This window comes from Caenispirillum bisanense, from assembly GCF_900230255.1.
GTDB classification, from domain to species: domain Bacteria; phylum Pseudomonadota; class Alphaproteobacteria; order Rhodospirillales; family Rhodospirillaceae; genus Caenispirillum; species Caenispirillum bisanense_A.
Genome location: NZ_OCNJ01000001.1, coordinates 815,885 through 841,022 on the forward strand (window position 1 = coordinate 815,885; position 25,138 = coordinate 841,022).

General features: G+C 70.2%; 28 protein-coding genes. 19 read left to right on the plus strand and 9 right to left on the minus strand.

The genetic code is table 11. The features are described 5' to 3' along the window. Positions 1-36: 36 nt before the first annotated feature. Complete coding sequence (locus CRP50_RS25945) at positions 37-1,368, minus strand: alpha-amylase family glycosyl hydrolase (RefSeq protein WP_097277634.1); 1,332 nt, start codon at positions 1,366-1,368, stop codon at positions 37-39. A gap of 262 nt (positions 1,369-1,630) precedes the next feature. Between CRP50_RS25945 and CRP50_RS03845 the strand changes: the two genes are divergently transcribed. From CRP50_RS03845 to CRP50_RS03875, 7 genes are all read left to right on the plus strand, one after another. Next, positions 1,631-2,302 (plus strand): hypothetical protein, encoded by a 672-nt coding sequence (locus CRP50_RS03845; protein WP_141415058.1) that lies wholly within the window; start codon positions 1,631-1,633, stop codon positions 2,300-2,302. A 10-nt stretch (positions 2,303-2,312) separates the two neighbouring features. Beyond that, positions 2,313-3,191, plus strand: a complete 879-nt coding sequence (locus tag CRP50_RS03850; protein ID WP_097277636.1) for a hypothetical protein — start codon at positions 2,313-2,315, stop codon at positions 3,189-3,191. Positions 3,192-3,310: 119 nt separating this feature from the next. After that, the gene (locus CRP50_RS03855; RefSeq protein ID WP_217991978.1) at positions 3,311-3,511 is read left to right on the plus strand and encodes a PLDc N-terminal domain-containing protein; all 201 of its coding nucleotides are present in this window, start codon (positions 3,311-3,313) and stop codon (positions 3,509-3,511) included. Positions 3,512-3,524: 13 nt separating this feature from the next. Continuing rightward, the gene (locus CRP50_RS03860) at positions 3,525-4,028 is read left to right on the plus strand and encodes a TspO/MBR family protein (protein WP_097277637.1); all 504 of its coding nucleotides are present in this window, start codon (positions 3,525-3,527) and stop codon (positions 4,026-4,028) included. A gap of 172 nt (positions 4,029-4,200) precedes the next feature. Continuing rightward, on the plus strand, positions 4,201-5,244 hold the full coding sequence (locus CRP50_RS03865) for an AI-2E family transporter (protein WP_176525012.1): 1,044 nt from the start codon (positions 4,201-4,203) through the stop codon (positions 5,242-5,244). A 97-nt stretch (positions 5,245-5,341) separates the two neighbouring features. Further along, a complete protein-coding gene (locus CRP50_RS03870; RefSeq protein ID WP_097277639.1) occupies positions 5,342-5,620 on the plus strand; it encodes a hypothetical protein in 279 nt (92 codons plus the stop codon). Positions 5,621-5,645: 25 nt separating this feature from the next. Further along, a complete protein-coding gene (locus tag CRP50_RS03875) occupies positions 5,646-6,230 on the plus strand; it encodes a phage holin family protein (RefSeq protein ID WP_097277640.1) in 585 nt (194 codons plus the stop codon). Between the two features lie 115 nt (positions 6,231-6,345). Here the strand turns inward: CRP50_RS03875 and CRP50_RS03880 are convergent, their stop codons facing one another. Genes CRP50_RS03880 through CRP50_RS03890 form a run of 3 tightly spaced genes read right to left on the minus strand, consistent with a single transcriptional unit; the run spans position 6,346 to position 9,496 of the window. Further along, a complete protein-coding gene (locus CRP50_RS03880) occupies positions 6,346-6,870 on the minus strand; it encodes a ferritin-like domain-containing protein (RefSeq protein WP_245913348.1) in 525 nt (174 codons plus the stop codon). Beyond that, complete coding sequence (locus CRP50_RS03885) at positions 6,867-7,721, minus strand: 2-oxoacid:ferredoxin oxidoreductase subunit beta (RefSeq protein ID WP_097277641.1); 855 nt, start codon at positions 7,719-7,721, stop codon at positions 6,867-6,869. Before CRP50_RS03885 ends, CRP50_RS03880 begins: the two co-directional genes overlap by 4 nt. A 17-nt stretch (positions 7,722-7,738) precedes the next feature. Beyond that, complete coding sequence (locus CRP50_RS03890) at positions 7,739-9,496, minus strand: 2-oxoacid:acceptor oxidoreductase subunit alpha (protein ID WP_245913349.1); 1,758 nt, start codon at positions 9,494-9,496, stop codon at positions 7,739-7,741. A 389-nt stretch (positions 9,497-9,885) separates the two neighbouring features. Between CRP50_RS03890 and CRP50_RS03895 the strand changes: the two genes are divergently transcribed. After that, positions 9,886-10,134 carry a YfhL family 4Fe-4S dicluster ferredoxin gene (locus CRP50_RS03895; RefSeq protein WP_097277643.1) on the plus strand — a complete coding sequence of 83 codons (249 nt, stop codon included), beginning with the start codon at positions 9,886-9,888 and terminating at the stop codon, positions 10,132-10,134. Between the two features lie 70 nt (positions 10,135-10,204). Further along, complete coding sequence (locus CRP50_RS03900) at positions 10,205-10,450, plus strand: YfhL family 4Fe-4S dicluster ferredoxin (protein ID WP_097277644.1); 246 nt, start codon at positions 10,205-10,207, stop codon at positions 10,448-10,450. An 87-nt stretch (positions 10,451-10,537) separates the two neighbouring features. Here the strand turns inward: CRP50_RS03900 and CRP50_RS03905 are convergent, their stop codons facing one another. From CRP50_RS03905 to CRP50_RS03920, 4 genes are all read right to left on the minus strand, one after another. Continuing rightward, positions 10,538-11,161, minus strand: coding sequence for an FMN-dependent NADH-azoreductase (locus CRP50_RS03905; protein WP_097277645.1), 624 nt, complete (start codon positions 11,159-11,161; stop codon positions 10,538-10,540). Between the two features lie 111 nt (positions 11,162-11,272). Continuing rightward, positions 11,273-12,202: a class I SAM-dependent methyltransferase gene (locus tag CRP50_RS03910; RefSeq protein ID WP_097277646.1), complete on the minus strand. Its 930-nt coding sequence runs from the start codon at positions 12,200-12,202 to the stop codon at positions 11,273-11,275. 151 nt (positions 12,203-12,353) lie between these two features. Continuing rightward, entirely contained in the window at positions 12,354-13,055 is a 702-nt protein-coding gene (locus CRP50_RS03915; RefSeq protein WP_097277647.1) for an alpha/beta fold hydrolase, read from the minus strand. Positions 13,056-13,080: 25 nt separating this feature from the next. Continuing rightward, entirely contained in the window at positions 13,081-13,626 is a 546-nt protein-coding gene (locus tag CRP50_RS03920) for a hydrolase (protein WP_097277648.1), read from the minus strand. 241 nt (positions 13,627-13,867) lie between these two features. Between CRP50_RS03920 and CRP50_RS03925 the strand changes: the two genes are divergently transcribed. Both CRP50_RS03925 and CRP50_RS03930 read left to right on the plus strand, forming a co-directional pair. Beyond that, a complete protein-coding gene (locus CRP50_RS03925) occupies positions 13,868-16,234 on the plus strand; it encodes a DEAD/DEAH box helicase (protein ID WP_097277649.1) in 2,367 nt (788 codons plus the stop codon). A gap of 323 nt (positions 16,235-16,557) precedes the next feature. Beyond that, complete coding sequence (locus tag CRP50_RS03930; RefSeq protein ID WP_141415059.1) at positions 16,558-16,977, plus strand: hypothetical protein; 420 nt, start codon at positions 16,558-16,560, stop codon at positions 16,975-16,977. Between the two features lie 21 nt (positions 16,978-16,998). Here the strand turns inward: CRP50_RS03930 and CRP50_RS03935 are convergent, their stop codons facing one another. Further along, entirely contained in the window at positions 16,999-17,532 is a 534-nt protein-coding gene (locus CRP50_RS03935; protein ID WP_097277651.1) for an RBBP9/YdeN family alpha/beta hydrolase, read from the minus strand. A 201-nt stretch (positions 17,533-17,733) separates the two neighbouring features. Between CRP50_RS03935 and ipdC the strand changes: the two genes are divergently transcribed. From ipdC to CRP50_RS03975, 8 genes are all read left to right on the plus strand, one after another. Then, complete coding sequence (ipdC, locus tag CRP50_RS03940) at positions 17,734-19,377, plus strand: indolepyruvate/phenylpyruvate decarboxylase (protein WP_097277652.1); 1,644 nt, start codon at positions 17,734-17,736, stop codon at positions 19,375-19,377. A 126-nt stretch (positions 19,378-19,503) separates the two neighbouring features. Continuing rightward, positions 19,504-19,629, plus strand: coding sequence for a type B 50S ribosomal protein L36 (gene ykgO, locus CRP50_RS03945; protein WP_097277653.1), 126 nt, complete (start codon positions 19,504-19,506; stop codon positions 19,627-19,629). Between the two features lie 245 nt (positions 19,630-19,874). Beyond that, positions 19,875-21,362, plus strand: a complete 1,488-nt coding sequence (locus CRP50_RS03950; RefSeq protein ID WP_097277654.1) for an FAD-linked oxidase C-terminal domain-containing protein — start codon at positions 19,875-19,877, stop codon at positions 21,360-21,362. Between the two features lie 5 nt (positions 21,363-21,367). Next, entirely contained in the window at positions 21,368-22,585 is a 1,218-nt protein-coding gene (gene glcE, locus CRP50_RS03955) for a glycolate oxidase subunit GlcE (protein WP_097277655.1), read from the plus strand. A gap of 4 nt (positions 22,586-22,589) precedes the next feature. Then, positions 22,590-23,879, plus strand: coding sequence for a glycolate oxidase subunit GlcF (gene glcF, locus CRP50_RS03960; RefSeq protein ID WP_097277656.1), 1,290 nt, complete (start codon positions 22,590-22,592; stop codon positions 23,877-23,879). A 76-nt stretch (positions 23,880-23,955) separates the two neighbouring features. Further along, on the plus strand, positions 23,956-24,195 hold the full coding sequence (locus CRP50_RS03965; RefSeq protein WP_097277657.1) for a type II toxin-antitoxin system Phd/YefM family antitoxin: 240 nt from the start codon (positions 23,956-23,958) through the stop codon (positions 24,193-24,195). Next, positions 24,192-24,617, plus strand: coding sequence for a type II toxin-antitoxin system VapC family toxin (locus CRP50_RS03970; RefSeq protein ID WP_097277658.1), 426 nt, complete (start codon positions 24,192-24,194; stop codon positions 24,615-24,617). Before CRP50_RS03965 ends, CRP50_RS03970 begins: the two co-directional genes overlap by 4 nt. Before the next feature lie 65 nt (positions 24,618-24,682). After that, positions 24,683-25,123, plus strand: coding sequence for a VOC family protein (locus tag CRP50_RS03975; protein ID WP_097277659.1), 441 nt, complete (start codon positions 24,683-24,685; stop codon positions 25,121-25,123). Positions 25,124-25,138 lie beyond the last annotated feature (15 nt).

Consider the following 25,138-nt stretch of genomic DNA (forward strand, 5'->3'; position numbering starts at 1 on the left):
TTCGCTCTCCAAGTTGCCGGCTTGGATGTGGTGCTCCTAGTCGGTCGGGCCGTCGCCGGTGAAGACGCGGATCTCGCCGGCCTTGCTGGTCAGGCCGTCCTCGCCGGTGCCGGCGCCGCAGCGCCCGGCCGGCGTCACTTCGTGCCCGCGCATGGCGATGCGGGCGATGGGGTCGGAACCGTCGCCGGCCAGCGACCACGAGCCGCGCGGTTCCGGATTGACGACCACGAGGCTCCAGTCCTGGCCCTCGGCGTCCTTGCGCAACAGGCCGGTGACGCCGGTCGGCGACCACACCTGGTACTGCGGACCCTCGCGGTTCAGGGTCGGAACCAGCGCCCGCATCTGATTGACGCGCCAGACGTAGTCGGAGATGTCGAAAAGTGGCTGCTCCCAGTGTTCGGGCCGCGTCTCCACCACGTGCAGCGGGCTCTTGAAGCCGTATTCGAAGCCCATGGGCATCATGACGCCGGTGGCAAAGGTGGCGGTGAACAGATACAGCGACTTGTAATGCTGCTCGATCTGCTTCGGGCTGGTGATGCCGCGGTCTTCCAGGTCCTGGCGCAGGCGCGGCGTGTCGTGGCTCTCGGGGAAGGACACCGACGGGGCGATGCCGCGGAAGCGGTTGTACTGCTCCAGCAGCCACGGGCCCTTGAAGTCCCACCACTTGGCGGAATTGAACAGGTAGTCGAAGCGGGCGGGGCGCAGCGCCTCCACCTCGTCGATGCGGCAGCCGAGCGTCTCGGCGAAGAACAGCACGTCGGGGTTCAGGCCGTGCGCGGCGTGGTTGACCGCCAGCCACACGTCGGCCGGCACCTTGTAGGCGGCATCGCAGCGGAAGCCCCGCACGCCGAGCTTCACGTAGTGCCGTACGACGTCCTGGAAGTAGCGGATGAAGCCGTCCAGTTCGTCGCGCGGCGTGAAGTCGATCTCCGCCAGGTCGCCCCAGACGGTGACGTTCTCGGCATTGGCCGGGTCGATGGCCGACGGGCTCTTCAGGCTGCCATCGTCCTCGCGGGCGAAGAACTCGGGGTGCTGGGCGGCCAGCTCGCTGTCCTTGGAGGTGTGGTTGATGACGAGATCCATCATCACCTTCAGCCCGAGCTTGGCGGCGGAGTCGCAGAAGCTCCGCAGCAGCGCGTCGTCGGCCTCGTAGGCATTGCCGCGCAGCATGGGGTTCAGGCGGTAGTAGTCCTTCACCGCGTAGAGCGAGCCCGAAAATCCCGGGAAATGGAACGGGTTCACGTAAATCCAGTTGAACCCCATCTGGGCGATGCGCGGCAGATGCCGCTGCCAGTCGTGTACCGGACCGGCGAGCAGCGGGAACAGATTGTAGATGCGCGGCCCACGGGGCCCGACGGCGGACGTCATGCAGTACCTCCGGAACGCGAAGAATTTCCTGCCGGCTCAATCGCCGCTACTGGTGATGATAGCCCCATTCGGCGCTGCGGGTCACCCCCATGGGGCGTGAAGAATCCGCGGCAGGGAAACGCCGCTACCACGAAAGCGGTTGCGCCCGCCGTGGCAGGGGCCGATCCGAGGGTCTTTCTGACGTAAGTTGTATTGCGCTCCATGTGCTCTGGTAATAGTGTCTGTGTGCGATTGTCTCCTGGGGAGGAGGGGCGGGATGCACATGGCGATGACGATCCGGGACGTGACGCCCGATGCCTGGCTCGCCGGCGCCGAGGACGACACCCTCGGGGCCGGGCTGCGTCGGGCTCTGGCCGACATGCCGGACGTGCGGGTGCTGCCTTGCGTCGGGTTGCCGGCGGGCGGGCGGGTGGAACGCCTGGGGACGGTGGTGGTGCATCGCCGCGGCCTCGTCGTGCTGCACCCGACCGCCGCGGCGGGACTGGGATGCCTGACCGGGGCGGCGCATGGGCCGGTCCTGGCCGAACCCTGCCACGCCCTCGTCGCCGTGCGCCGCCAGGCGGAAGCCCTGCGGGCACATCTGGCCGCGCGGGCCGCCAGCCTGCTGCACGGCCGTCTGCTGCCGGCGGTCTTCGCCGCCGCCCTGCCGGTGGACGCCCTGGTCGTGACCAACGGCCGTCACGGAATGGGCGAGGCCGCCGTCGGTCCCGGCGACCTCTGCCGCGCCCTGGTGCTGTCGCCCGAGGGGGCGGAGGACCGCGTCCGGGATCTGGTGGCGCAACCGCCCCGCCGCGATCGCCTGGGGCGCCGCCTGCTGCTGCGCCGGGCCGAAATGGCCGCCGTGGTGGATCACCTGCGGCGTGTCCACGTCGGCTGCGGCCTGCCGCGCCCGGCCGGCGGCCGTCTCCCCGCCGTCCGCACCGCCACCGCCTGAGGAGGCCGCCATGTCCGTCCACGTCCCGACCGGTGTCGCCAGCCTGACCCAGCGCGACATCTTCAGCCTGTTCGCCGGCATGAAGGCGAGCGACACGCCGGGGCAGCGGGTGCACGAGCGGGCGTCGGCGGTATCGGTCGACCGCCTGCCGACGGACCGTCCGCGGCTCAAGGGCAACATGTACGACCATCTGGCGGCGATCTACGACCTGCCGGAAGGGGAACGCGCCGCCGCGGCCGCCGCCGCCGGCGGGGCGGTCGCCACCGCCTTCGCCTATGTGGAGGCGACGGAGTCGTCGCGCGACGCGGTGGTCGCCGGCATCCGCGTTCATGCCCAGTCCGGCCGCCCGTGGGACGGCACGGTCCGCATCGGCGGCAACATCATGGTCATCGGCAGCAACGCCACGCCAGAGCAGGCGCGGGCAGGGGCGCGTCAGCAGGCGGACCTCTTCAACCAGATGCTGGAACACCACCTGCGCATGTACGCCGGGTCGGTCTTCGGCGGCTGGACGCTGGCGTCGCCGCCGGCCACGTCCGAGCAGGACCAGCCCGCAGCAGCCGAGGGCGACGGCCGCATGCGGGCGCAGATCGACCTCGACGCCATCGCGGCGAGCATGGCGGAACGGTCGCGGGAGTGGCTGCTGGAGAACGGCGTCCATCACCTGGACATCGCCCGCACCAGCGAGGGCGACATGGTGCTGGAATACGCCGTGCGCCGCACCTTTTCGTCGCGCGACTACACCTACACGGAGCACGGCGTGACCGTGGAGGCCAGCGGCCGCTGGACCTGGGACCGCGACGGCGACGGCTTCACGGTGACGCCGACCATGACTCTCTCGCGCCACGGCTGGGACATGACGCCCGGCCTGCTGGTCGACGTGGAGGGCTGACGCGGCGGCGCCGGCCGGCCCCGTTCTTCCCGCCCCGTGCGAACTGTCCGTCGCGACCTCGCGTTGCGGAAGCAGGGAACCCGTCCTACGTGAACGGGTGGGCATGGCAGGAGGAGCGGATGGAAATGATGGAAATCGGCGGCTTTTTCGGATTGCTGCTGCTGATCGCCGACATCTGGGCGATCGTCAACGTCTTCGGGTCCGATCGCGGCACCGGCGCCAAGGTGCTGTGGATCCTGTTCATCCTGCTGTTCCCGTTGCTCGGCTTCCTGGTGTGGCTGCTGTTCGGGCCGCGCACCACCAAGTCGGCACGGCCGTAGGGCCGGCGCCGCCATGAGCGAGCCCAATCCGCGCCATCGCCGCCGCAGCCTCGTCGGCCTCGCCGCCTTCCTCGGCGTGGTGTTCGTCGCCATGATCGTCGGCGGCCTCGCCACCTCGCTCGGCATGGGGCCGTGGTACCAGACGCTGCCCAAGCCCTTCTGGACGCCGCCCGACTGGGTGTTCGGGCCGGTGTGGACCGTGCTCTACGCCATGATGGGCATCGCCGCCTGGCTGGTGTGGCGGCAGGCGGGCCTGCGCGGCGCCGCCGTCGGCCTCGGGCTGTTCTTCGTGCAGCTGGTGGTCAACGTGCTGTGGCCGGTGCTGTTCTTCGCCTTCCAGGCGTTCGGCTGGGCGGCGTTCGACATCGTCGTGCTGCTGCTGCTGATCCTCGCCACCACGCGCGCCTTCCTCGATCACTCGCGCACCGCGGCGCTGTTGCTGCTGCCCTATGCGGTGTGGGTCGGCTATGCCGCCTCCATCACCATCGCCGTGTGGTTCATGCAGCCGCGAGCCTGAGGCCGCATCCGGCCGTTGGTCCCCTGCCAGACCGTTCAACAACCATGGAGGGGTCGTGATCAGCCCGCGGCCGCACACGCCCGCGGCGTCGCATCGCCCGCACAGGGCGCCCGCCGACGCCCCGCACAGGGCGCCTGCCGACGCCCCGCACAGGGCGCCCGTCGACGATCCCGTGCGGCGGCAGCGCCACCTGCTGCGGCTGTTGCTGGCGCCGGCGGTCCTGGTGCTGCTGGCCGTGGTGCTGTGGCTGCTGGGGACGGCGCTGCTGCCCTTCGTGGTCGGCGGCCTGCTCGCCGTGCTGCTGCACCCGGTGGTGCAGCGGCTGGTCGCCTGGGGCGTGCCGCGCGGACCGGCGGCGGCGGTGGTGACGCTGGTGGTGGTGCTGGCCATGGCGGCGGTCGTCGGCGGCCTGCTGCCGCTGCTGCTGCGCGAGCTGGACGCCCTGTCGACGGAACTGCCGTCCATGCTGTCGCAGGCCTATTCCGACCTCCACCACCGGGTCGGCGATACCATCGACCTGCCGTCGCGGGAGGACCTCAAGGCCCAGATCGCCGGCGCCATCATGCCGACGCGGCATTACGTCGAGAGCGTCGTGTCCTATGGGCTCAGCGCCGTTTCCATGCTGCTGCTGGTGGTGGTGACGCCCTTCATCACCGCCTATCTGCTGGCCGACTGGCCGCGCGTGCTGCGCAGCGGCGACCGCCTGCTGCCGCGCCGCTCGGCGCCGACCCTGCGCGAGATGCTGGGCGACATGCAGGTCCAGCTCGGCGCCTACATCCGCGGGCATCTGCTCATCGTGCTGGCACAAGGGGCGCTGCATGCCGCCGGCCTGACCCTCATCGGCCTCGATTTCGGGTTGCTCATCGGCATCATGACCGGCCTCGCGGCGCTGGTGCCGGTGATCGGCAACCTCACCATGTTCGCCGTCGCCCTCGGCACGGCGCTGATCCAGTTCGACACGGTGGGGCCGGTGTTCGCCGTCTGCGCCGTCTATGGCGCCTCGCAGGTGCTGGAGACGACGGTGCTGACGCCCTGGCTCATCGGCGAGCGGGTACGGCTGCATCCGGTGTGGGTGATGTTCGCCCTGCTGGTCGGCGGCAGCCTGTTCGGGCTGGTGGGCGCGCTGCTCGCCATGCCCGTCGCCGCGGTGGTGCGGGTGCTGGTGGGCTACGTGGCCGACCGGTGGCGGCGCAGCGCCTTCTACGACGAGCTCTAGCCTCTTCCGCAACGGGGTTTACCCGCGCCGCGTTCACCGGCAGGGACATCCTCCCGCACACGACGACAGTCAAACCCCAGCCGACGGAGACGCCAGAATGTCCGACCGCGTGGAGATCGACCGCCTGCGCAGCCAGATCGAAGACCTGCGCGACCAGCTGGCCGATTACGGCGCCGAAGCCGGGGATCGTGCCGATGCCTGGCGCCGGCGGTCCGCCCGCCAGATGCGGCGCGCCTACGGGCAGGCCCGCCACTATGCGCACGACGCGCAGGAAGTGGTGGGCACCCAGGTCAGCCGCAATCCCATCATCAGCCTGCTCATCGCCCTAGGCGTCGGCCTCGCCATCGGCAAGCTGCTCGACCTGGACCGCTCGTGATCGCGCGGGGGGAGGGGAGGACCGCATGATCGCCCGGCTCATGGCCCTGCTGGCCCTGCGCGAACGCGCCAAGGTCGCCATCCACAACGCCCAGGAGGCCGCCGTCGAGGCGGCCGTCCGCATCGCCATCAAGATCGTGGCGGCGATCTTCCTGCTCATCGGGTTCATCTACGGCACCATCGCCCTGTACCTGTGGCTGGCGACCTTGCTCGACGCCTGGGCGGCGATGGCCATCGTCGCCGGCATTGTGCTGGCGCTCGGCCTCGTGGTGCTGATGCTCGGCGGCGGGAGCGGCAAGGAGGCGCACGGCCACGGCGCGGCCGGCGAACGGCCCGTCCGGCCCCATCCGGCGCCCACGGCCGCCGGTCGCACCCGCGGTGCGCCGCCGTCGGCCATGGCGTCGGACGATCCCATGGCGGCACTCGCCGCCAAGGCGCAGATGGCCGGCATCACGGTATCGGAGCAGCTGCGCCGCAATCCGGAAATGGCCGTCGCCGCGGCGGTGGCGACCGGCTTCCTCATCGGCCGCAGCGCCGGCGCCCGCAAGCTGCTGCTGGCCGGCCTGTCCGCCGCCCTCGGCGCCCAGGCGTCCAACCGGCGCGAGCACTGAGTCCAGGGCCTGAACAGCGCACGGGCGGCACCGGGTTTCCCCGATGCCGCCCGTCGTTCGGCCGGCCGGTCCGCGAGAGAGGACCGGCCATCGCCTGTACGCTATGGGACGCCGCTCAGTCCACCGAGACCGGCGGGTCCATGTCCTCGTTCCAGGTGGACTCGGGCTCGGGGTAGCGCGTCAGCCACTCCTTCAGCGTCGCCACATGGTCCGCTTCCTCGTCGGCGAATTCCTGCGCCATCTCCCGCACCTGGGCGTCCGCCGCCTTGTCGGCGAGGCCCTGGTAGAAGTCGTAGCCGCGGGTTTCGCTGGCGAGCGCCAGCGTCAGCGCGTGATGCGCCGTCATCAGGTAGTGGGCGTCCTCGATGGTGCCGGACTCGGGGCTTTCGTCGCCCGGCCACTTGAACTCCCACGGCGCCAGCTTCGGCACGTCGACGCCTTCCGCCCGCTCCTTGGCCTCGGCCAGGTGGAGGCGGGAGAAGTGGGCCATCTTGCGGAACAGGTCCACCACGCCCTTGTGGTTGTTGTGGACCTCGAGCATGCCCGCCAGCTCGTCGAAGCGGACGGCGGCTTCCTGCTCCAGGGTGATGGCGTGCGCCAGGAATTCCGGCACGCCGGTCATGTCCTTGAAACCGGTCATAGGGCGAACTTCCTTTCCATGTCGGCGAGCGAGGCGGGCGCGGCGGTGGGCGACTTGAAGGCGGGCGTGTTGCCCTTGAACAGGACGCCGCAGCTGTAGCCGTCGTCGTCCATCAGGCGGCGGAACGCCTCGCGCCGGTCGGGGGTGCCGTCGTCGAAGCCGAAGCCGCCGAAGCCGTCGTGCACCATGCTCTTGTATTCGCGCTGCTCGGGCCGGAAGGTGATGCAGGGGCTGAGCACGTGGATGAGCGAGAAGCCGGGGTGGTTGATGCCCTCGCAGATCAGCTTCACCAGCTCGTTCGGCTTGCCGGAGAAGCCGCGGGCGATGAAGTTCGCACCGGCCGACAGGGCGATTTCCAGCGGCTGGAACTCGGCGACGCCGGGCCCTTCCGGGGTGAGCTTCGATCCGGTCCAGTCGCTTTCCGTGGTCGGCGAGGCCTGCCCCTTGGTCATGCCGTAGACCGAGTTGTCCATGACGATGTAGGTCAGGTCGACGTTGCGTCGGCAGGCGTGCAGGAAGTGGTTGCCGCCGATGGAGAAGCCGTCGCCGTCACCGCCGGCCACCAGCACGGTCAGGTCGGGGCGGGCGGTCTTCACGCCGGTGGCGACCGGCAGGGCGCGGCCGTGGATGGTGTGGAAGCCGTAGACCGACGTGTAGGCCGGGATGCGCGACGAGCAGCCGATGCCCGAGATCAGCGCCACGTCCTCGCGCGGCAGCTGCAGGGTGGCGAGCGCCTTGGTGATGGCCGACAGCACCGAATAGTCGCCGCAACCGGGGCACCACACGGGCTTCAGGTCGGACTTGTAGTCGGCAAACGTCAGTTCCGTCTTGATCGGAGCCTGGATGTTCATGGGTGTGTCCTCCGGTCTCAGGCGGACGTCGCGGCCAGCGCATTCAGCGCGGCGACGACTTCGTACGGGCGGATGGCGAGCGGGCCGGGGCGGTTGAGCGTCTGCACCACCGGCGGCAGCGTGTAGCTGGCCTTCAGGTACTTGGTGAACTGCTTGCCGTGGCACTGCTCCACCACCAGCACCTTGGAGACGCCGGCGAGCTCCGCCGCCATCTTCTCCGGCAGGGCCGGGGCGATGAGGCGCAGCGAGATCAGCTTCACCTTCGGGCCGCCTGCCTCGGCGACGCGGTCGATGCCCTCGCGCACCTGTTCGGTGACCGATCCCCAGGTGACCACGGCGATCTCGCCGTCACCCTCGATCTCGGCCCAGTGGCTGCCGTAATCGAAGCCGGTGATCTTGCGCTCGCGCTTGTCGAGCTGTTCCTGGTGGTGCTGCGCCTGCGTGGAGGGCGTGCCGCGCGGGCTGTGTTCCAGGCCGTCGGCGGTGTACTCGCCGCCCTTCATGCCGGGGATCGCCATGGGCGAGACGCCGTCGGCGGTGACCTTGTAGCGCAGGTAGCCTTCGTCGATGGCACCGTCGGTCATCTCGGGCTTCAGGCGCTGGCCGATGAAGGCGACGTCGGCCGGCCGGTCGATGATGGCGCGGGCCTGGCCCATGGCCTGGTCGCTCAGCAGGATGGCCGGCGCCTGCATGGCTTCCGCCAGGTAGACGGTCCACTGCGCGGTGAACAGGCAGTCGGCGATGGAGGTCGGCGCCGTCACGATGTGCGGCGCGTCGCCGTGCAGGCCGTAGACGGCGATGTTGAGGTCCGACTGTTCCGACTTGGTCGGGATGCCGGTGGACGGGCCGCCGCGCTGCACGTTCACCACCACCAGCGGCGTTTCCGAGGCGACGGCGAGGCCGATGGCTTCCGTCATCAGGGCGAGGCCGGGGCCGGAGGTCGAGGTCATGGCCGGCACGCCGCCGAAGCTGCCGCCGATCACCATGTTGATGGAGGCCAGCTCGTCCTCCGCCTGCACCAGGCATCCGCCCAGCTTGGGCAGCTGCGGCGCCATGTATTCCAGCACTTCCGTCGCCGGGGTGATGGGGTAGGCGGCGACATAGCGCACGCCGCCGCGCAGCACGCCGAGGCCGGTCGCCTCGTTGCCGGTGATGGACCAGCGTTCCTTGTCGGTCTTCACCGCGGCGTCGAGCTTGGGCACGCCCTGCACCTTGTCGGCATGGGCGGCGCCGGCACGCATGGCGGCGATGGAGGTCTCCAGCGCCTCCGGCCCCTTCTTCTTCAGGGCGGCGGCCAGCACCTCGATGCAGAACTCCTCCGGCACGCCGGCGAGCGCCGCGACGATGCCGAGCGCCACCATGTTGACGCGGCCCTGCGGCACGCTGGCGGCGATCTCCTTCAGCGGGATCGGCACGACGATCGGGTTCTTGGCCAGCATGATGGCCGGCACGTCGCCCTGTTCGGGGTCGGTGATGATGATCGACTTGGACGTCAACGGGATTTCGGACGCGAAGCGTTCGATGTTGCCCCAGTCCACGGCGAGCATCAGGTCGTAGCAGTCGTCCATGGCTTGCACGGGCGACGGCGACAGCCGCAGCAGGGCGGCGGATTCGCCGCCGCGGATCTGCGGGCCGAGCGAGCGTGCCATCAGGCCGTACCAGCCGGCCTTGGCGGCGGCGTCGACGAGCACCTGGCCGGACGTCATGACACCGGCGCCGCCGCTGCCGGTCAGGGCGATAGAGACGGAATTCAAGGCCATCGAGGTGATCCCCATCAGTCTGCGTTCTCACGAAGCGCCGGGACGTGAAGGATCACCCACCCCCGCCGGTGCCGGCGGCAAGCCGGTCGCGTCGCGGGGCGGGGCCTTCGTGGTGCATCGGTCTGGGGGCTACCGGCACAGCCAATCCTGGCGCCTGATCCTCATATAACCGTAATTGCCGTCGGGATGAAAGAGCGTTTTTGCACTGCACTCTCACTCGCAGACGATTTTGTCGACAGCCGACCGCGCACCTGCCGTCCGTAATGCCCACAAACGGCGGCATTATACCAAAAGCACTAACGCACCGACAGCACTTGCCGGTCTATACTGTGCCCGTGGAGGGGCCCGGAAAACCCTTGTTTTTCTGCGAATTGTCAATGCCGGGCACGTGCGGAGTGGCTACCATGGCGATGATGATCGGCGAGGACTGCATCGGCTGCAGCGGATGCGTCGACGAGTGCCCGAACATGGCGATCGCGCTCGACGGCGAGATCTATCGGATCGACCCGGCGAAGTGCACGGAATGTGTCGGCGCCCATGACGAGCCGCAGTGCGCCGCGCTGTGCCCCACCGAATGCATCGTGCCGAATCCCGCGGTCCAGGAGGACCGGGGCCGGCTCATGGAAAAGCGGCGCCTGCTGCTCGCTTCCTGACGCCTTCCCGGCGCGGGCGGCGGCCGCACGGTCGCCGCGCTGCGAGAGCGAGAAGGAGTGTCGCGAGGCCATGGCCCTGCTCATCAACGACAGCTGCATCAACTGCGGCGCCTGTCCGGAAGTCTGCCCCAATGCGGCCATCACGGCCGGTGACGTCGTGTTCGAGATCGATCCGGCGCGCTGCACCGAATGCGTCGGCGCCCATGCCGATCCGCAGTGCATCGCCGTCTGTCCGGTGGACTGCATCGTGAAGGACCCGGCGCATGCCGAGAGCCCGCAGGCGCTGCAGGCGAAGTACGCGGCGCTGCACGCCTGACGCGGCGCCATCCCGCCATGCCGACGGCGGCGGTGCCTGGGGGCGACCGCCGCCGTCGAGCATGAGAGGGGCAGGGTGGGGCGCCGCTCAGGCGGCCTCGGCCACCGGCAGCACGGCCTGGATGCCCGCCAGCGCCGCATCCATGGCCTGCGCCCGCTGGTCGCCGCCCAGGCTGAGGCGCTCGGCCCGCACGAATCGGACGTCGGTGATGCCGAGGAAGGCGAACACCGTCTTCAGGTACGACTCCTGGTGATCCATGGCCGATGCCGGGCCTTCGCTGTAGAGCCCGCCGCGGGTGGAGGCGACGATCACCGTCTTGCCGCCGGACAGGCCGACCGGGCCGGTCTCGGTGTACTTGAACGTACGGCCGGCGGCGGCGACGCGATCGATCCACGCCTTCAGCTGGCTCGGGATGGAGAAGTTGTACATGGGCGCGCCGACCACGACGACGTCGGCGGCGAGGAATTCCGCGATCAGCTCTTCGGTGACAGCGGCTTCGGCCTTCTGCGCCTCGGTCAGCTGGTCGGCCGGCAGGCCGCGCGGGGCGAGCGCGTCACCCCCCAGATGCGCCGGCGGCGCAGCGGCGAGATCGCGGTAGACCACGGCGAGGGCGGGGTTGGCCTCCTGCGCCGCGGCGACGATGGCGGCGGTGAGGCGGCGGGAGGCGGAAGCGCCGGCGAGCGGGCTCGAATCGAGGTGCAGCAGGGTCATGTCTCGGGTCTCCGGACGGGATTTCGTTCGTGAGACCCAAGGTAATTGGCGACGGCTGGTTGATAAACCGGCTCGTCGGAACATGTTCGTTTCCGACGGGGAAACGATGCCCTATTCGACCGTCGGCAGCTTCTTGCGCCGCTTGGTCTGCGGGGCGATGGCGTGGAAGCGCACCACGCGCAGCACGCCGGTGTCGATGAGCGCCATGCGCCGCATCCACATTTCCGCTTCCTTCAGCAGCGCGCGGCCGAGTTCGCGGTCTTCCTCCAGCTCCTTGCGGCTGAGGGTGCCGAGGAACTTGGCGAAGCCCAGCATCACCATCTTGCGATAGTCGGCGCTGACGTCCTGCACCACGCGCAGGTCCAGGTCCTGCCCGCGGATCAGTTCGGCCATCTTGGGGCCGGAGACCAGGTAGGGGCGCTGCGGCTCCTGGTCCGCCCATCCTTCCAGCACGCGCGGGTCGGCTTTCTCGCCCGGCATGAGCTCGATCAGCAGCATCTGGCCGCCGGGCTTCAAGCCCTCGGCCATCTGGGTGATGGTCAGGTCCTTGTCGGGCAGCGTGTGCATGCCGAGGCGCGAGAACACCACGTCGAAGCCGCTGGGGCGCAGCTTCAGGCGCTCGGGCACGAAGGACACCACCGGCGCCTTCTTTTCGAGGCCGTGCTTGTAACTTTCCCGCATGCCCGACTCGACCAGCACTTCCGACTGCTCGATGCTGGTGACCCAGACGCCGAAGGCCAGCGCCAGCGCGCGGCCGTCGCCACCCTGGCCGGCGCCGATCTGCAGCATGGACATGCTGTTGTTGGGGCTGAAGACGCGGAACAGGTCGACCACGTGGTCGTCGCCGCCGGGCAGGACGTGGCCGACGCCCCACATGCGGTCCATCAGCCGCACGCGCGGCTTCGGCCAGGCCGGATCCTGCGGGCCGGAGGGCGGGCGCGGCGCCTTGAAGACGCTGTCCTTCTTGGATGGCTCCGCGGACTTGGCAGCCTGCTCCGCCGCGCCGGCCTTCTTGGAGCCGCCACGCCGCAGAAATCCCATGAGACCGTTGCCAGCCGCCAAAACCCTTTCCTCACCCAGCGTGTGAACGTCGCCTGCGCAAAGGTTTAGCGCATGAAGAGAAAAAAATCACCCCCGGCTTTACGGTGGAAGCCGAGGGCGATTGACAGGACGTCCAGCGGTTGCAGACCGACTACAGTCGGGCGAGCCACTGCCGCAGGGCAGTATTCACCGCCTCGGGCGCTTCCAGGGTGGCGAGGTGGCCGCAGCCGTCGATCACGACGTACTCGACGTCCTGCAGCTGGTCGGCCATTTCCTGGTGGACCTTGGGCGGCGTCATGGCGTCCTCGGCGCCGCACAGCACCAGGCTCGGCACCGCCACGGCCTTCAAGTCGCCGCGGCCGTCCTTGCGGTCGATGATGGCGGTCTGCTGGCGGGCGAAGCCGACGACGCCGACGCGTGCCGCCATCTCGGCACAGGTGTGCTTGAGGTCGGCATCCTCGAGGCGGCTCGGCGCCACCAGCATGGGGTACATCTCGTCGACCACGTCCATGAAGTCACCCGACTCGGCGCGGCGCACGAATTCGCGGCGGGCTTCCTGCTGCTCGGGGCGGTCGGCGCGGGCGTTGGTGTCGAGCAGGGCGAGGCCGAGCACCCGCTCCGGCGCCTGGCGCATCACTTCCTGCGCGATGTAGCCGCCCATGGACAGGCCACACACGGCGAAGCGCTGCGGCGCATCGTGCAGCAGGCGGCGGGCGAAGCCTTCCATGCTGTCGTCGTTCACCACGTCGGCGACGGTGATGTCGGCGACGTCGGCCAGCGCCGCGATCTGCGGCGCGAACAACGCGCGGTCGGTGAGCAGCCCGGGCACCAGCACGAGCGAAACCTTGGACATTCTCTTGGATCTCCCTTGGTGGGTGTTATTTGATCAACGTCTTGCTGACCTCGCGGAAGGCCTCGTGGCGCGAATCGCCCAGCCACTCGAACAGCACCATCTCGGTGGTCACCACGGCAACGCCCGCCGCGGCCATGCGGACGAAGGCGGCGTCGCGGTCGGCGACGCGGCGCGACGAACAGGCGTCGCGCACCACGAACACCTCGTAGCCCAACGCGCGGAACCCGAGGCAGGTCTGCAGCACGCAGACGTGGCTCTCGATGCCCGCCACCACCACCTGCGGCCGGCCGAAGCCGCGCAGGCGCTCGACGATGCCGGCGTCGGCCGCCGACGAGAACGTGCGCTTGGTCAGCACGTTCTCGGGCGCCGTCAGTTCGCGCAGGTCGAACATGGTGGGGCCGATGCCCTCGGGGTACTGCTCCGTCACCGTCACCGGCACGCCGAGCCGGGCGGCGCCGCGCATGAGGCGGCTGCCGTTGTGCAGCACGATGCGCGGGTCGTCCATGACCGGGCAGAGTTTTTCCTGCACGTCGACGATCAGCAGCGAAGATCTGTCGGCAGTCATCAACATGGCAGCCTCCCTGGCTCTGGCGCGTTGTTCCGGGCGGTGGCGAGGCCCCGTGCGGACCCGCCGACCGTAGACGAAATCGCCCGCCGGGCCAAGGCGGCCGGCATCGGGTATTTCCGCGAACGTTGACAGCGGCTATTCCCGCTCTATTATCCGCACCGAACCGCATTTTGGCCCCGGGCCTGCGCCGACATCTTTTCGAGCGTCCGCCCCCGCCAGATCCTGTAGGCCGAAATCCATACGCATGACCTTTTCCGATCTCGGACTTTCTCCGGAAACCCTGCGCGCCATCGCTGACGTCGGCTACGATACGCCGACCCCGATCCAGGAGCAGGCCATCCCCCACGTCCTCATGGGGCGCGACGTGCTGGGCATCGCCCAGACCGGTACCGGCAAGACCGCCAGTTTCACGCTGCCCATGATCGACATCCTCGCCGCCGGCCGCGCCAAGGCGCGCATGCCGCGATCCCTGATCGTGGCACCGACCCGCGAGCTGGCCGCGCAGGTGGCGGAAAACTTCACGCTCTACGGCAAGTATCACAAGCTCGCCATGGCGCTGCTCATCGGGGGCGAGAGCTTCCGGGATCAGGAGTCGGCCCTGAACAAGGGCGTCGACGTGCTGATCGCGACGCCGGGGCGCCTGCTCGACCTGTTCGAGCGTGGCCGCATCCTGCTGACCGACGTGAAGATCCTGGTGATCGACGAAGCCGACCGCATGCTCGACATGGGGTTCATCCCCGACGTCGAGCGCATCGTGTCGCTGCTGCCGAAGATCCGCCAGACGCTGTTCTTCTCGGCCACCATGGACGACCAGATCCGCAAGCTGGCCGACGCCTTCCTGCAGAACCCGCGTGAAGTGCGCGTCAGCCCGAAGCAGTCGAGCGCCGCCACCGTGGTCCAGCAGATGGCCATCGTCGAGCACGAGGACAAGCGCCGGGCGCTGCGCGAGTTGCTGAACCGCGAGGACGTGCGCAACGCCTTCATCTTCTGCAACCGCAAGCGGGACGTGGCGATTCTCTACAAGTCGCTGTCCAAGCACGGCTACGACGTGGTGCAGCTGCACGGCGACATGCCGCAGAACGAGCGCACCGTGACGCTGGAGCGCTTCAAGAAGAACGAAGCGCGCCTGATGGTGTGCTCCGACGTGGCGGCGCGCGGCATCGACGTGTCGGATGTGTCGCACGTCTTCAACTTCGACGTGCCCAGCCATTCCGAGGATTACATCCACCGCATCGGCCGCACCGGCCGCGCCGGCAAGGAAGGCCACGCCTACACCCTGGCGACGCCCGACGACACCAAGTACGTGGACGCCATCGAGAAGCTGATCGGCAAGGAGATCCCGCGCGTGCAGCTCGAAACCGTCGAGAATTGCGAGCTGGCACCCGACGACGGCCGCAAGCGGCGCCGCCGCAACACCGGCCGCGACAAGCCCCGCGAGCAGGGCCGTGAGCGTCGCCGCGACTCCGGCCGCCGCGACGAGCCGCGCCGCGACGAGGCGCCGGCGCAGGCCCAGCCGGTTCAGGCGCCCGTCGAGGCCGCCGTCACCGCCGCCGCGCCCGCTCCCGTCGCCGAGGCGCCGCGGTTGGAGGAACGCCGCGAGGTGCGCGACGACCGCCGCCGCGACCGCGCCGACCGTCCCGAGCGGACCGAGCGCGCCGACCGTCCCGAGCGGGGTGACCGGCCGGAACGGGGTGAGCGCCGGGATCGTGACCGCCGGGGCGAGCGCAGCGGCCGCGGCCGCCGCGACCATCCCGCCTGGGAGGTCGAGGAGATGGATCACGGCCACGACGTGATGGCCTTCGGCTCCCACACCCCGGCCTTCATCCTGGTCGACCCCGAGAAGGAAGGCGAGCGTCTGCGCGTCGAACGGGAGCGCCGCGAGGCCGAGGCCGAGAAGCGCCGTGCCGCCCGCGAGGCTGCCGCCGCCGAAAAGGCCGCCGCGACCGAAGCCGAGGCGGAAGCCGTGGCCGAGTCCGACGACATCGTCGCCGTCGACGCTGCTGCCGAAGACGCCGGCGAGCCGAAGAAGCGCCGCCGCACCCGCCGTCGCGGCAAGGGTGACAAGGCCGAGGCCGTGCCGCCCGCGCCGGAAGCCGTCGATGCCGCCGTGCAGGCGGTGGACGCGGTGATCGAGGGTGGTGCCGACCAGCCGGCCGCCGATGTCGCCGAGACGGTCGCCGTTCCCGCCGCGCCGGCGGAGACGGTCGAGCCGACCGCCGACGCCGCCGCCGAGCAGGTGGTCGAGGCCGCCGCCGCGCAGGAGGCCGCGACGGAGGAGAAGCCGAAGCGCAAGCGCGCCCCCGCCAAGAAGGCGACGGGCACGACGGCGAAGAAGCCCGCCGCCGCCAAGGCCGCCGCGCCGCGCAGCCGCAAGAAGGCCGCCGAACCGGCCGACGCGGAAGCCGCCCCCGCCGCCGAAGCCGAGGCCGCTCCCGCCAAGCCGAAGCGCACCCGCGTGCGCAAGGCCGCCGCGGAAGGCGAGTCGACCGACGCCGCGCCGGCCGCCAAGGCGCCGGCCAAGCGCCGGGCCCCGCGCAAGAAGGCGGTAGATGCCGATGCGCCGGCGTCGTCGGACACCCCGACCGATCCGGTGCCGCCCGTCAGCGAGTGACGCGGCAGCCCTGACAACGACGAGGCTCGCGGAGCGATCCGCCGTCTCTCGAACGACAAAGAACCTGCGGATGCGCGACGGCGCGCCGCGGGTTCTTTCGTTTCTCGGCTCGGCGAATCAGTGGGCCGGGCGCCCTGTGCCCAGTGGAGCCGCGGTGTGTCCATCGGCATGACGGGCGCGCAGGTGCCACCCGATGACCGACGTTCGGCGCAGTGTTTTGCGCTTCATCGACAACGCCCACCGTATGCACAATTGAATACGGGTTTCCTAATGAACGGAAGGCGTTTATCCTGGGGTGATGAGGTCTTCACGGCGGTGGTTCCATGGGCACGCATAGAGTCGCGCTGGTGCGCATCCTGCGGCGGCATGCCTACCTGATGACCGGAACCCGAACGGTCGGCGACGAGTTCGTCGTGCGCGCCTTCGGTGGGGTGGGGCGCAGCCTGCTTCGGGACGGCGGACTGGCACCGGCCCTGCGGATGCTCTACCGGTGTCTGCCCCGGCGTGCCGTTTCCGGCGGCGACGCGGCCGTCGCCGCCTTGCGCAGCCTGCCGTTCCTCAATCGCGGCGCCGTGATCCTGATCGTGATCCAGAACCTGTCGTTGATCGAGGCCGGCTACGTGCTCGGCATTCCTGCGGACTGCGTTCCCGACCTGCTCTCGGTCGGCCGCGAGCTGGTCGGTCTCGCGCAGGCGGCTACGGCGCCGTCGGCCGCGCCGCCACCGCCGCCGCCGGCGACCTGACGGTCCGCGGGGCGGAGCGGCTCATGCGAGCGCGTTCAGCCACGATGCCGGGTAGTCCCACCGGCCGTAACCGGCATCGGTGTTGAGGTGACCGGCGTCGCCGGCGTCCACGAAGTCGGCGCCCCAGGCCTCGGCGAAGGCGGCGGCGCGGTCCCAGGCGACGAAGGGGTCGGTGCGGCTCGCCACAACCGTGGCCGGGAAGGGCAGGCGGTGCAGCGGCATGGGCGCGAAGCCCCAGATCTCCGGCGGCGTGTGGTCGCGGCTGTCGACGTCGGCCGGCGCCACCAGCAGGGCGGCCTTAACGGCGTCGACGCGGCCCTCGCGGCTCCAGTGGGCGACGGTGGCGCAGGCGAGGCTGTGGGCCAGCAGCACCACCGGGTCGTCGCCGGCATCCTGCACCGCTCGCTCCAGGCCCTGTACCCAATCCTGCAGGTCGGGCTTGTCCCAGTCGCCCATGACGACGCGGCGGCAGCCGGGCAGGGCGGTCTCCAGGTGGCTCTGCCAGTGGTCCGGCCCCGAATTGCCGAGGCCGGGAACGACGAGGACGGTGGTCATGGGGGGCGGCTCCTGGATGATCGGTGGAACCGACGGTGGCAAATGCCGGTTGTGTCCGCAAGTCCCCGCCGCGCTACGCCATGGTGGGAAATTCGATTTCCTCCCGGGAAATTGCCCCTGGGCGGCGGCGGCGTTCCGCGTTAGCCTCGCGGCAACACCGGCCGTCCGAGCCGGACCACGATCAGGGAGACGACCCGTCCCATGCCCACCCTCAGCGAAGTCCTGCTCACCGCCCTGAAGGATCATGGCGCCCGCGAGATCTTCGGCATCCCCGGCGATTTCGCGCTGCCCTTCTTCCGTTATATCGAGAGCACCGGGATCCTGCCCCTGCATTGCCTGAGCCACGAGCCGGGCGTCGGATTCGCCGCCGACGCGGCGGCGCGCATCCACAAAGGGCTCGGCGTCGCCTGCGTCACCTACGGCGCCGGGGCGTTCAACATGGTCAACCCGGTGGCCGGCGCCTATTCCGAGAAGTCGCCGCTGGTGGTCATTTCCGGCGCCCCCGGCAAGGGCGAGAAGGGCCGTGGCCTGCTGCTCCACCACCAGGCCAAGACCATCGAGAGCCAGCAGCGGGTGTTCGAGGAAATCACCTGCGCCCAGGCCATCCTCGACGACGTCCGCACCGCCCCGCGCGAAATCGCCCGCGTGCTCCGCGCTTGCCTGGACGAAAGCCGCCCCGTCTACATCGAGATTCCGCGCGACATGGTGGCCGAGCCCTGCGAGCCGGTGCAGCCGCTGCCGCCCCGCCGCGGCGATCCGGGCGCCGCCCGCGCCGCCGCCGCCGAGATCCTCGACCGCCTGAAGGAGGCGAAAAAGCCGGCCCTGCTCATCGGTGTCGAGGTGCGGCGCTACGACATCGAAGAAGAAGTGGCGCAGCTGGCCCGCCGCCTCAACATCCCCGTCGCCACCACCTTCATGGGCCGCGGCCTGTTGGCCGAGGCCGACGCGCCGTTGGTGGGCGTCTACATGGGGATGGCCGGCAAGCCGGACGTCAGCGAGATCATCGAGGAGTCGGACGGGCTGCTCATGCTCGGCGTCATCCTGTCGGACACCAACTTCGGCGTCTCCGGCCGCCGCATCGACCTGCGCCACGCCATGCTGGCGGCCGACGGCGAGGTGAGCCTCGGCTACCACAAGTATCCCGCCCTGCCGCTCGCCGACGTGGTGGCGGAACTGCTCGCGCAGGCCGAGCCGCCGCCGGCCGCCGAAGCCCTGCGCCGGCCGCAGCGCCAGGTGTGCCCGACGGGACTCGACGCCGACGACGCCGCGGTCGGCCCCATGGACATCGCGCGCGCCGTCAACGACCTGTTCGCGGCCAGCGGCCCCATGCCCATCGCGTCGGACATGGGCGACTGCCTGTTCACCGCCATGGACATCGTCAACACCGCCTTGGTGGCGCCGGGCTACTACGCCACCATGGGGTTCGGCGTGCCGGCGGGAATCGGGCTGGCGGCGGCGACCGGGCGGCGGCCGCTCATCCTGGTGGGCGACGGCGCCTTCCAGATGACGGGGTGGGAACTGGGCAATTGCCTCGCCAACGGCTGGGCGCCCGTCGTCATCGTGTTCAACAACGCGAGCTGGGAGATGCTGCGCACCTTCCAGCCCGAGGGCTCCTACAACAACCTAGCCGAATGGCGCTTTGCCGACATCGCCCAGGCGCTCGGCGGCTGCGGCCATCGGGCGGCGGCGCGGCGGGAGCTGAAGGCGGCGCTGGATGCGGCCATGGCCGACGAGGCGCGCTTCCACCTGATCGAGGTGATGCTGGAACGCGGCGCCATTTCCGACACGCTGTCGCGCTTCGTGGCGACCATCAAGGGCAGCAACCAGCCGCCGCGCGAGAACTGAACCGCAAACGGGCCGGCGGGGGCGGCGGAAAGGGCGGACAAAGCCTGATTCCGCCGTTGACAGCCCCCCACCCGGCCCGTATCTTGCGCGCTCTTCCGAGCCAAAAAGGTTTTCGAGGGACAGGTCATGAAGGTCCGCAACTCTCTGAAGTCGGCCAAGCTCCGCGACAAGAACTGCCGTGTCGTGCGTCGCAAGGGCCGTGTGTACGTGATCAACAAGAAGAACCCGCGCTTCAAGGCCCGCCAGGGCTGAGGACGCGATCCGGGCGGTGCGCTTGCGCCCCGCCGACGGATGGCGCCTCGTTCGCGGGGCGCGTTCTTCCGAAGAGCACTCGAAAAAGCCGCGCACGCCTGCGCGGCTTTTTCGTTTGTGCGCCCGCCCCGCGGGCTCGCCTAATCCGACAATTCCGTTCCGGCATTGTCAGGCGCCGCACCTCCCCCATATGATGGCGGAAAGACAAGGCATCCCAAGGATGCCGCCGCCAGGGAGGATGGCTCATGCTGATGCCGCCGCCGGACCAGGGCACCATCGCCCGCCGGTCGGAGATCGTCGAGGCCCTGCGCCGAATCGTGCCGGGCGAGGGCGTCATCGCCGACGAGGACGAGCTGCGCGCCTATGACTGCGACGCGCTCACCGCCTACAAGCAACTGCCGCTCGTCGTCGTCCTGCCGGAAAACACCGAGCAGGTCAGCCGCATCCTCAAATGGTGCCACGCCAAGGGCGTGAAGATCGTGCCGCGCGGCGCCGGCACCTCCCTGTCCGGCGGATCGCTGCCGCTGGCGGATGCCGTCACCATCGGCATGGGGCGGTTCAACCGCATCCTCGACATCGACTTCGAGAACCGCTGCGCCACCGTGCAGCCGGGCGTCACCAACCTCGCCATCACCACCGCCGTCGCCCACGCCGGCTTCTACTACGCGCCCGATCCGTCGAGCCAGATCGCCTGTTCCATCGGCGGCAACGTGGCCGAGAACGCCGGCGGCGTGCATTGCCTGAAATACGGCCTTACCACCAACAACCTGCTCGGCGTCGAGATGGTGCTGCCCGACGGCGAGATCGTGCGGCTCGGCGGCAAGCACCTGGACGCCGGCGGCTACGACCTGCTCGGCGTCGTCACGGGGTCGGAGGGCATGCTCGGCATCGTCACCGAAGTGACGGTGCGCATCCTCAAGAAGCCGGAAACCGCCAAGGCCGTGCTCATGGGCTTCCCGACCAGCGAGGCGGGCGGCGACTGCGTGGCGGCCATCATCGGCGCCGGCATCATCCCGGCGGGCCTGGAGATGATGGACCGCCCGGCCATCCACGCGGCGGAGGATTTCGTCCACGCCGGCTACCCGCTCGACGTGGAGGCGCTGCTCATCTGCGAGCTGGACGGCCCGGCGGCGGAAGTGGAACACCTGATTTCCCGCGTCGAAGCTATCGCCCGCGACCACGGCGCGTCGGAACTGCGCGTCTCCACCTCGGACGAGGAGCGCATGCGGTTCTGGGCCGGACGCAAGGCGGCCTTCCCGGCGGTCGGGCGCATCAGCCCCGACTACCTGTGCATGGACGGCACCATCCCGCGCCGCGCCCTGCCGCAGGTGCTGGCGCGCATGCAGGAGATGGCGCAGACCCACGCCCTGCGCGTCGCCAACGTCTTCCATGCCGGCGACGGCAACCTGCACCCGCTCATCCTGTTCGACGCCAACAAGCCGACGGAACTGGAGCGCGCCGAGGCCTTCGGGGCCGACATCCTGCGCCTGTGTGTCGAGGTCGGCGGCGTGCTGACCGGCGAGCATGGCGTGGGCGTGGAAAAGCGCGACCTCATGCCGGTGATGTTCGGCGAGGACGACATCAAGCAGCAGCAGCGCATCAAGTGCGCCTTCGATCCCGAGCAGCTGCTCAACCCCGGCAAGGTCTACCCGACCCTGCACCGCTGCGCCGAACTGGGCCGCCTGCACGTCACCGGCGGCCGCCTGCCGTTCCCCGACATCCCGCGCTTCTGAGGCCCATGACCCAGACCCTCGCCCCCACGACGTCGGACCAGGTGCGCGATGCCGTCGCCTGGGCCGTGGAGAGTGCGACGCCGCTGACCGTGCAGGGCCACGGCAGCAAGCGCGCCCTCGGCCGCCCCACCAACACCACCGCGACCCTCGACCTGTCCGGCCTCTCCGGCATCGTCGAATACCTGCCGGCGGAACTGATCCTCACCGCCCGCGCCGGCACGCCGCTGGCCGAGATCCAGGCGGCGCTGGCCGCGCAGAACCAGCAGATGGCCTTCGAGCCGCCGGACCTGACGGCGCTGCTCGGCGAGCCGGCCGGGCGCGGCACCGTCGGCGGGCTGGTGGCGAGCAACCTCGCCGGGCCGCGGCGCATCGCCGTGGGGGCGGTGCGCGACCACTTCCTCGGCTGCCATGCGGTCGGCGGCCGGGCGGAGGTGTTCAAGGCCGGCGGCAAGGTGGTGAAGAACGTCACCGGCTTCGACCTGTGCAAACTGCTCGCCGGCTCGTGGGGCACGCTGTCGGTGCTGACCGAGGTGACGCTGAAGGTGCTGCCGGCGCCCGAGGACACCCGCACCGTGGTGGTGCGCGGCCTGTCCGACTGCGACGCCGTGAAGTGCCTGAGCGCCGCCCTGCAATCGAGCCACGAGGTGGTGGGCGCCGCCCATCTGCCCGCGGCGCTGGCGGGTCACGCCGTGGCGGGGGCAGGGGAGGCGGTGACTCTGGTGCGGGTGGAAGGGCCCGGTCCCTCCGTCGACTGGCGGGCCAAGGCGCTGTGTTCCGAACTGGCCGGCTTCGGCCCGACGGCGGAAATGGGGCGCGACGACAGCCTCGCCGCCTGGGCTGCCGTGCGCGACGTGCGGCCGCTGGTGGAGCCCGCCGACCGCCCCGTGTGGCGCCTCTCCGTGCCGCCCATGAGCGGCCCGGCGGTGGTGGAGTCCCTGCGGCCCCACGGCACGCCGACCGCCTTCTACGACTGGGGCGGTGGCCAGGTGTGGCTGACGCTCGACGGACCCACGCCGGCCGAGGCGGCGACGCTCATCCGCGCCGCCGTCGCCCATTGCGGCGGCGGGCACGCGACGCTGGTGCGGGCGCCGGAGGACGTGCGCGCCGCCGTTCCCGTCTTTCAGCCGCAGGATGGGGCGCTGGCCGCGCTGTCCCGCCGCCTGAAGGAGACCTATGACCCGGCCCGGGTGTTCAATCCGGGCCGCATGGCGGAGGGGCTGTAGGCCCATGCAGACCACCTTCACCCCGGAACAGCTGCGCGATCCCGCCATCCAGGAAGCCGACGGCATCCTGCGCAAGTGCGTCCACTGCGGCTTCTGCACCGCCACCTGCCCGACCTTCGTGCTGCGCGGCGACGAGCTGGACAGCCCGCGCGGCCGCATCTACCTCATCAAGGACATGCTGGAGAACGACAAGCCGGCGTCCGACAAGGTGGTCAAGCACATCGACCGCTGCCTTTCGTGCCTGTCGTGCATGACCACCTGTCCGTCGGGCGTCGACTACATGCATCTGGTCGACCAGGCCCGCACCCGCATCGAACAGAACTACCGCCGCCCGCTGGCCGACCGCCTGCTGCGCGAGATGCTGGCGCGCGTGATGCCGTACCCCGGCCGCTTCCGCGCCGCCATGGCCGCCGCCCGCCTCGGCAAGCCCTTCGCGGGCGTGCTGCCGGAACGTCTGCGCGGCATGCTGAAGTTCGCCCCCGCCGCCCTGCCGGCCGCCACCCCCGCCAACCGCCCCGGCCGCTTCCCGGCGCAGGGCGCGCGGCGCAAGCGGGTGGCGCTGTTGCAGGGCTGCGTGCAGCCGGCCCTCGACCCGGCCATCAACGACGCCACCGTGCGGCTGCTGACGCGCCTCGGCGTCGAGATCGTCGCTCCGCCCGATGCCGGCTGCTGCGGCGCCCTGGTCCACCACCTGGGCAAGGAGGACGACGGCCGCGCCTTCGCCCGCGCCAACGTGGCGGCCTGGATGCGCGAGATCGAGGGCGAGGGGCTGGACGCCATCGTCGTCAACGCCTCGGGCTGCGGCACCATGGTGAAGGATTACGGCCACTTCCTGCAGCACGACGCCGAGTGGGCCGACCGCGCCGCGCGCGTTTCCGCCCTGACCCGCGACGTGAGCGAGTTCCTCACCGACCTCGACCTGCCGCCGGGCGACCCGGCGCGGGTGGCGGGGGTGACGGTGGCCTACCACTCCGCCTGCTCGCTGCAGCACGGCCAGCGCGTGCGCACCCAGCCCAAGGACCTGCTCGCCCGGGCCGGCTTCGTGGTGAAGGACGTGCCGGAAAGCCACCTGTGCTGCGGCTCCGCCGGCACCTACAACCTCATGCAGCCGGAACTCGCAGGCCAACTGCTGGCCCGCAAGTGCGCCAACATCGAGTCGGTGCAGCCCGACGTCATCGCGGCGGGCAACATCGGCTGCATGACCCAGATCGCCCAGGGCACCCAGGTGCCGATCGTGCACACGGTGCAGCTGCTGGACTGGGCCCTGGGCGGCGAGCGGCCGGCGGGGGTGTGAGGGGGCGGGGGCACGTTGTGGCGAACCGGCGCGATTGCTATATCCTGAGAGTCGTTTCCCGGCATTGGGAGCCGTCATGAACAAGGTCACGCTGGCGCACGCCAAGGAGCATCTGGAAGACCTGATCGCCCAGGCCGAGGCCGGCGAGGCGGTGTCCATCCTCCGCGACGGCCGCGAGGTCGCCCGTCTGACCGCAGCAGGGCCGCGCCGCCCAATCTCGCTCTCGGAGCTCAAGGCGGTGACCGATCCCATGCCCGAGCAGCCGGAAACCGCCGCCGACCTGGTGCGGCGGATGCGGGACGAGGCTCGGTATTGAGCCTCTACCTCGACACGTCGCTGCTGGTCGCGGCACTGACCAAGGAAGCGGCAACCGAACGTGTCCAGGCCTGGCTCGCGGCGCAGGAGGCCGAGCACTTGGTCCTCGGCGAGTGGGCCGTCACTGAATTCTCGTCGGCCCTATCGCTCAAGCTCCGGACGGGACAGTTGGACGAGGATCTGAGGTCTTCGGCTCTCGCTACCTTCAAGCGGTTGGCCGCGGAAACTTTCCGCATCCTGCCGGTGGAGCCAGTTCATTTTCGGCTTGCAGCCAGGTTCGCCGACGATCACCGCCTCGGCCTGCGAGCCGGTGATGCGCTTCATCTCGCCATCGTCGCCGAGCATGGCGGCACCTTGTGTACGCTGGACCGGCGCTTTGCCGCCGCTGCGTCGTCCCTCGGAATCGAAACCGTCTTTCTCTGACTCCCCCTGTCGGCCCCAGTCCCTCTCGTTCGTCCTCTGGGCGTCACCAACGAGAGGAGCCGTCCATGGCCAAGCAGAAGATCTTCGTCAACCTGCCCGTCGCCGACCTCGGCCGCGCCGTCGCCTTCTACGAGGCGCTCGGCGGGCGGAAGGAGCCCAAGTTCTCCGACGACACCGCCGCCTGCATGGTGCTGTCGGATACCATCCACGTCATGCTGCTCACCCACGCCAAGTTCGCCGGCTTCACGCCGCGGCCGCTGGCCGATGCGCGGGCGGCGACGGAGGTGCTGGTGGCGCTGTCCACCGACAGCCGGGCCGAGGTGGACGCCATCGTCGACCGCGCCGCCGCGGCCGGCGGGCAGGCCGACCTGAAGCCGGCGCAGGACTACGGCTTCATGTACTACCGCAACGTCGAAGACCCCGACGGGCACATCTGGGAAGTGCTGTGGATGGACCCGGCCACGGCCGAGGCGGGCGTACACGACGCTGCCGCCGCTCAGGCCTGAGGGGGGAGGGTGGTC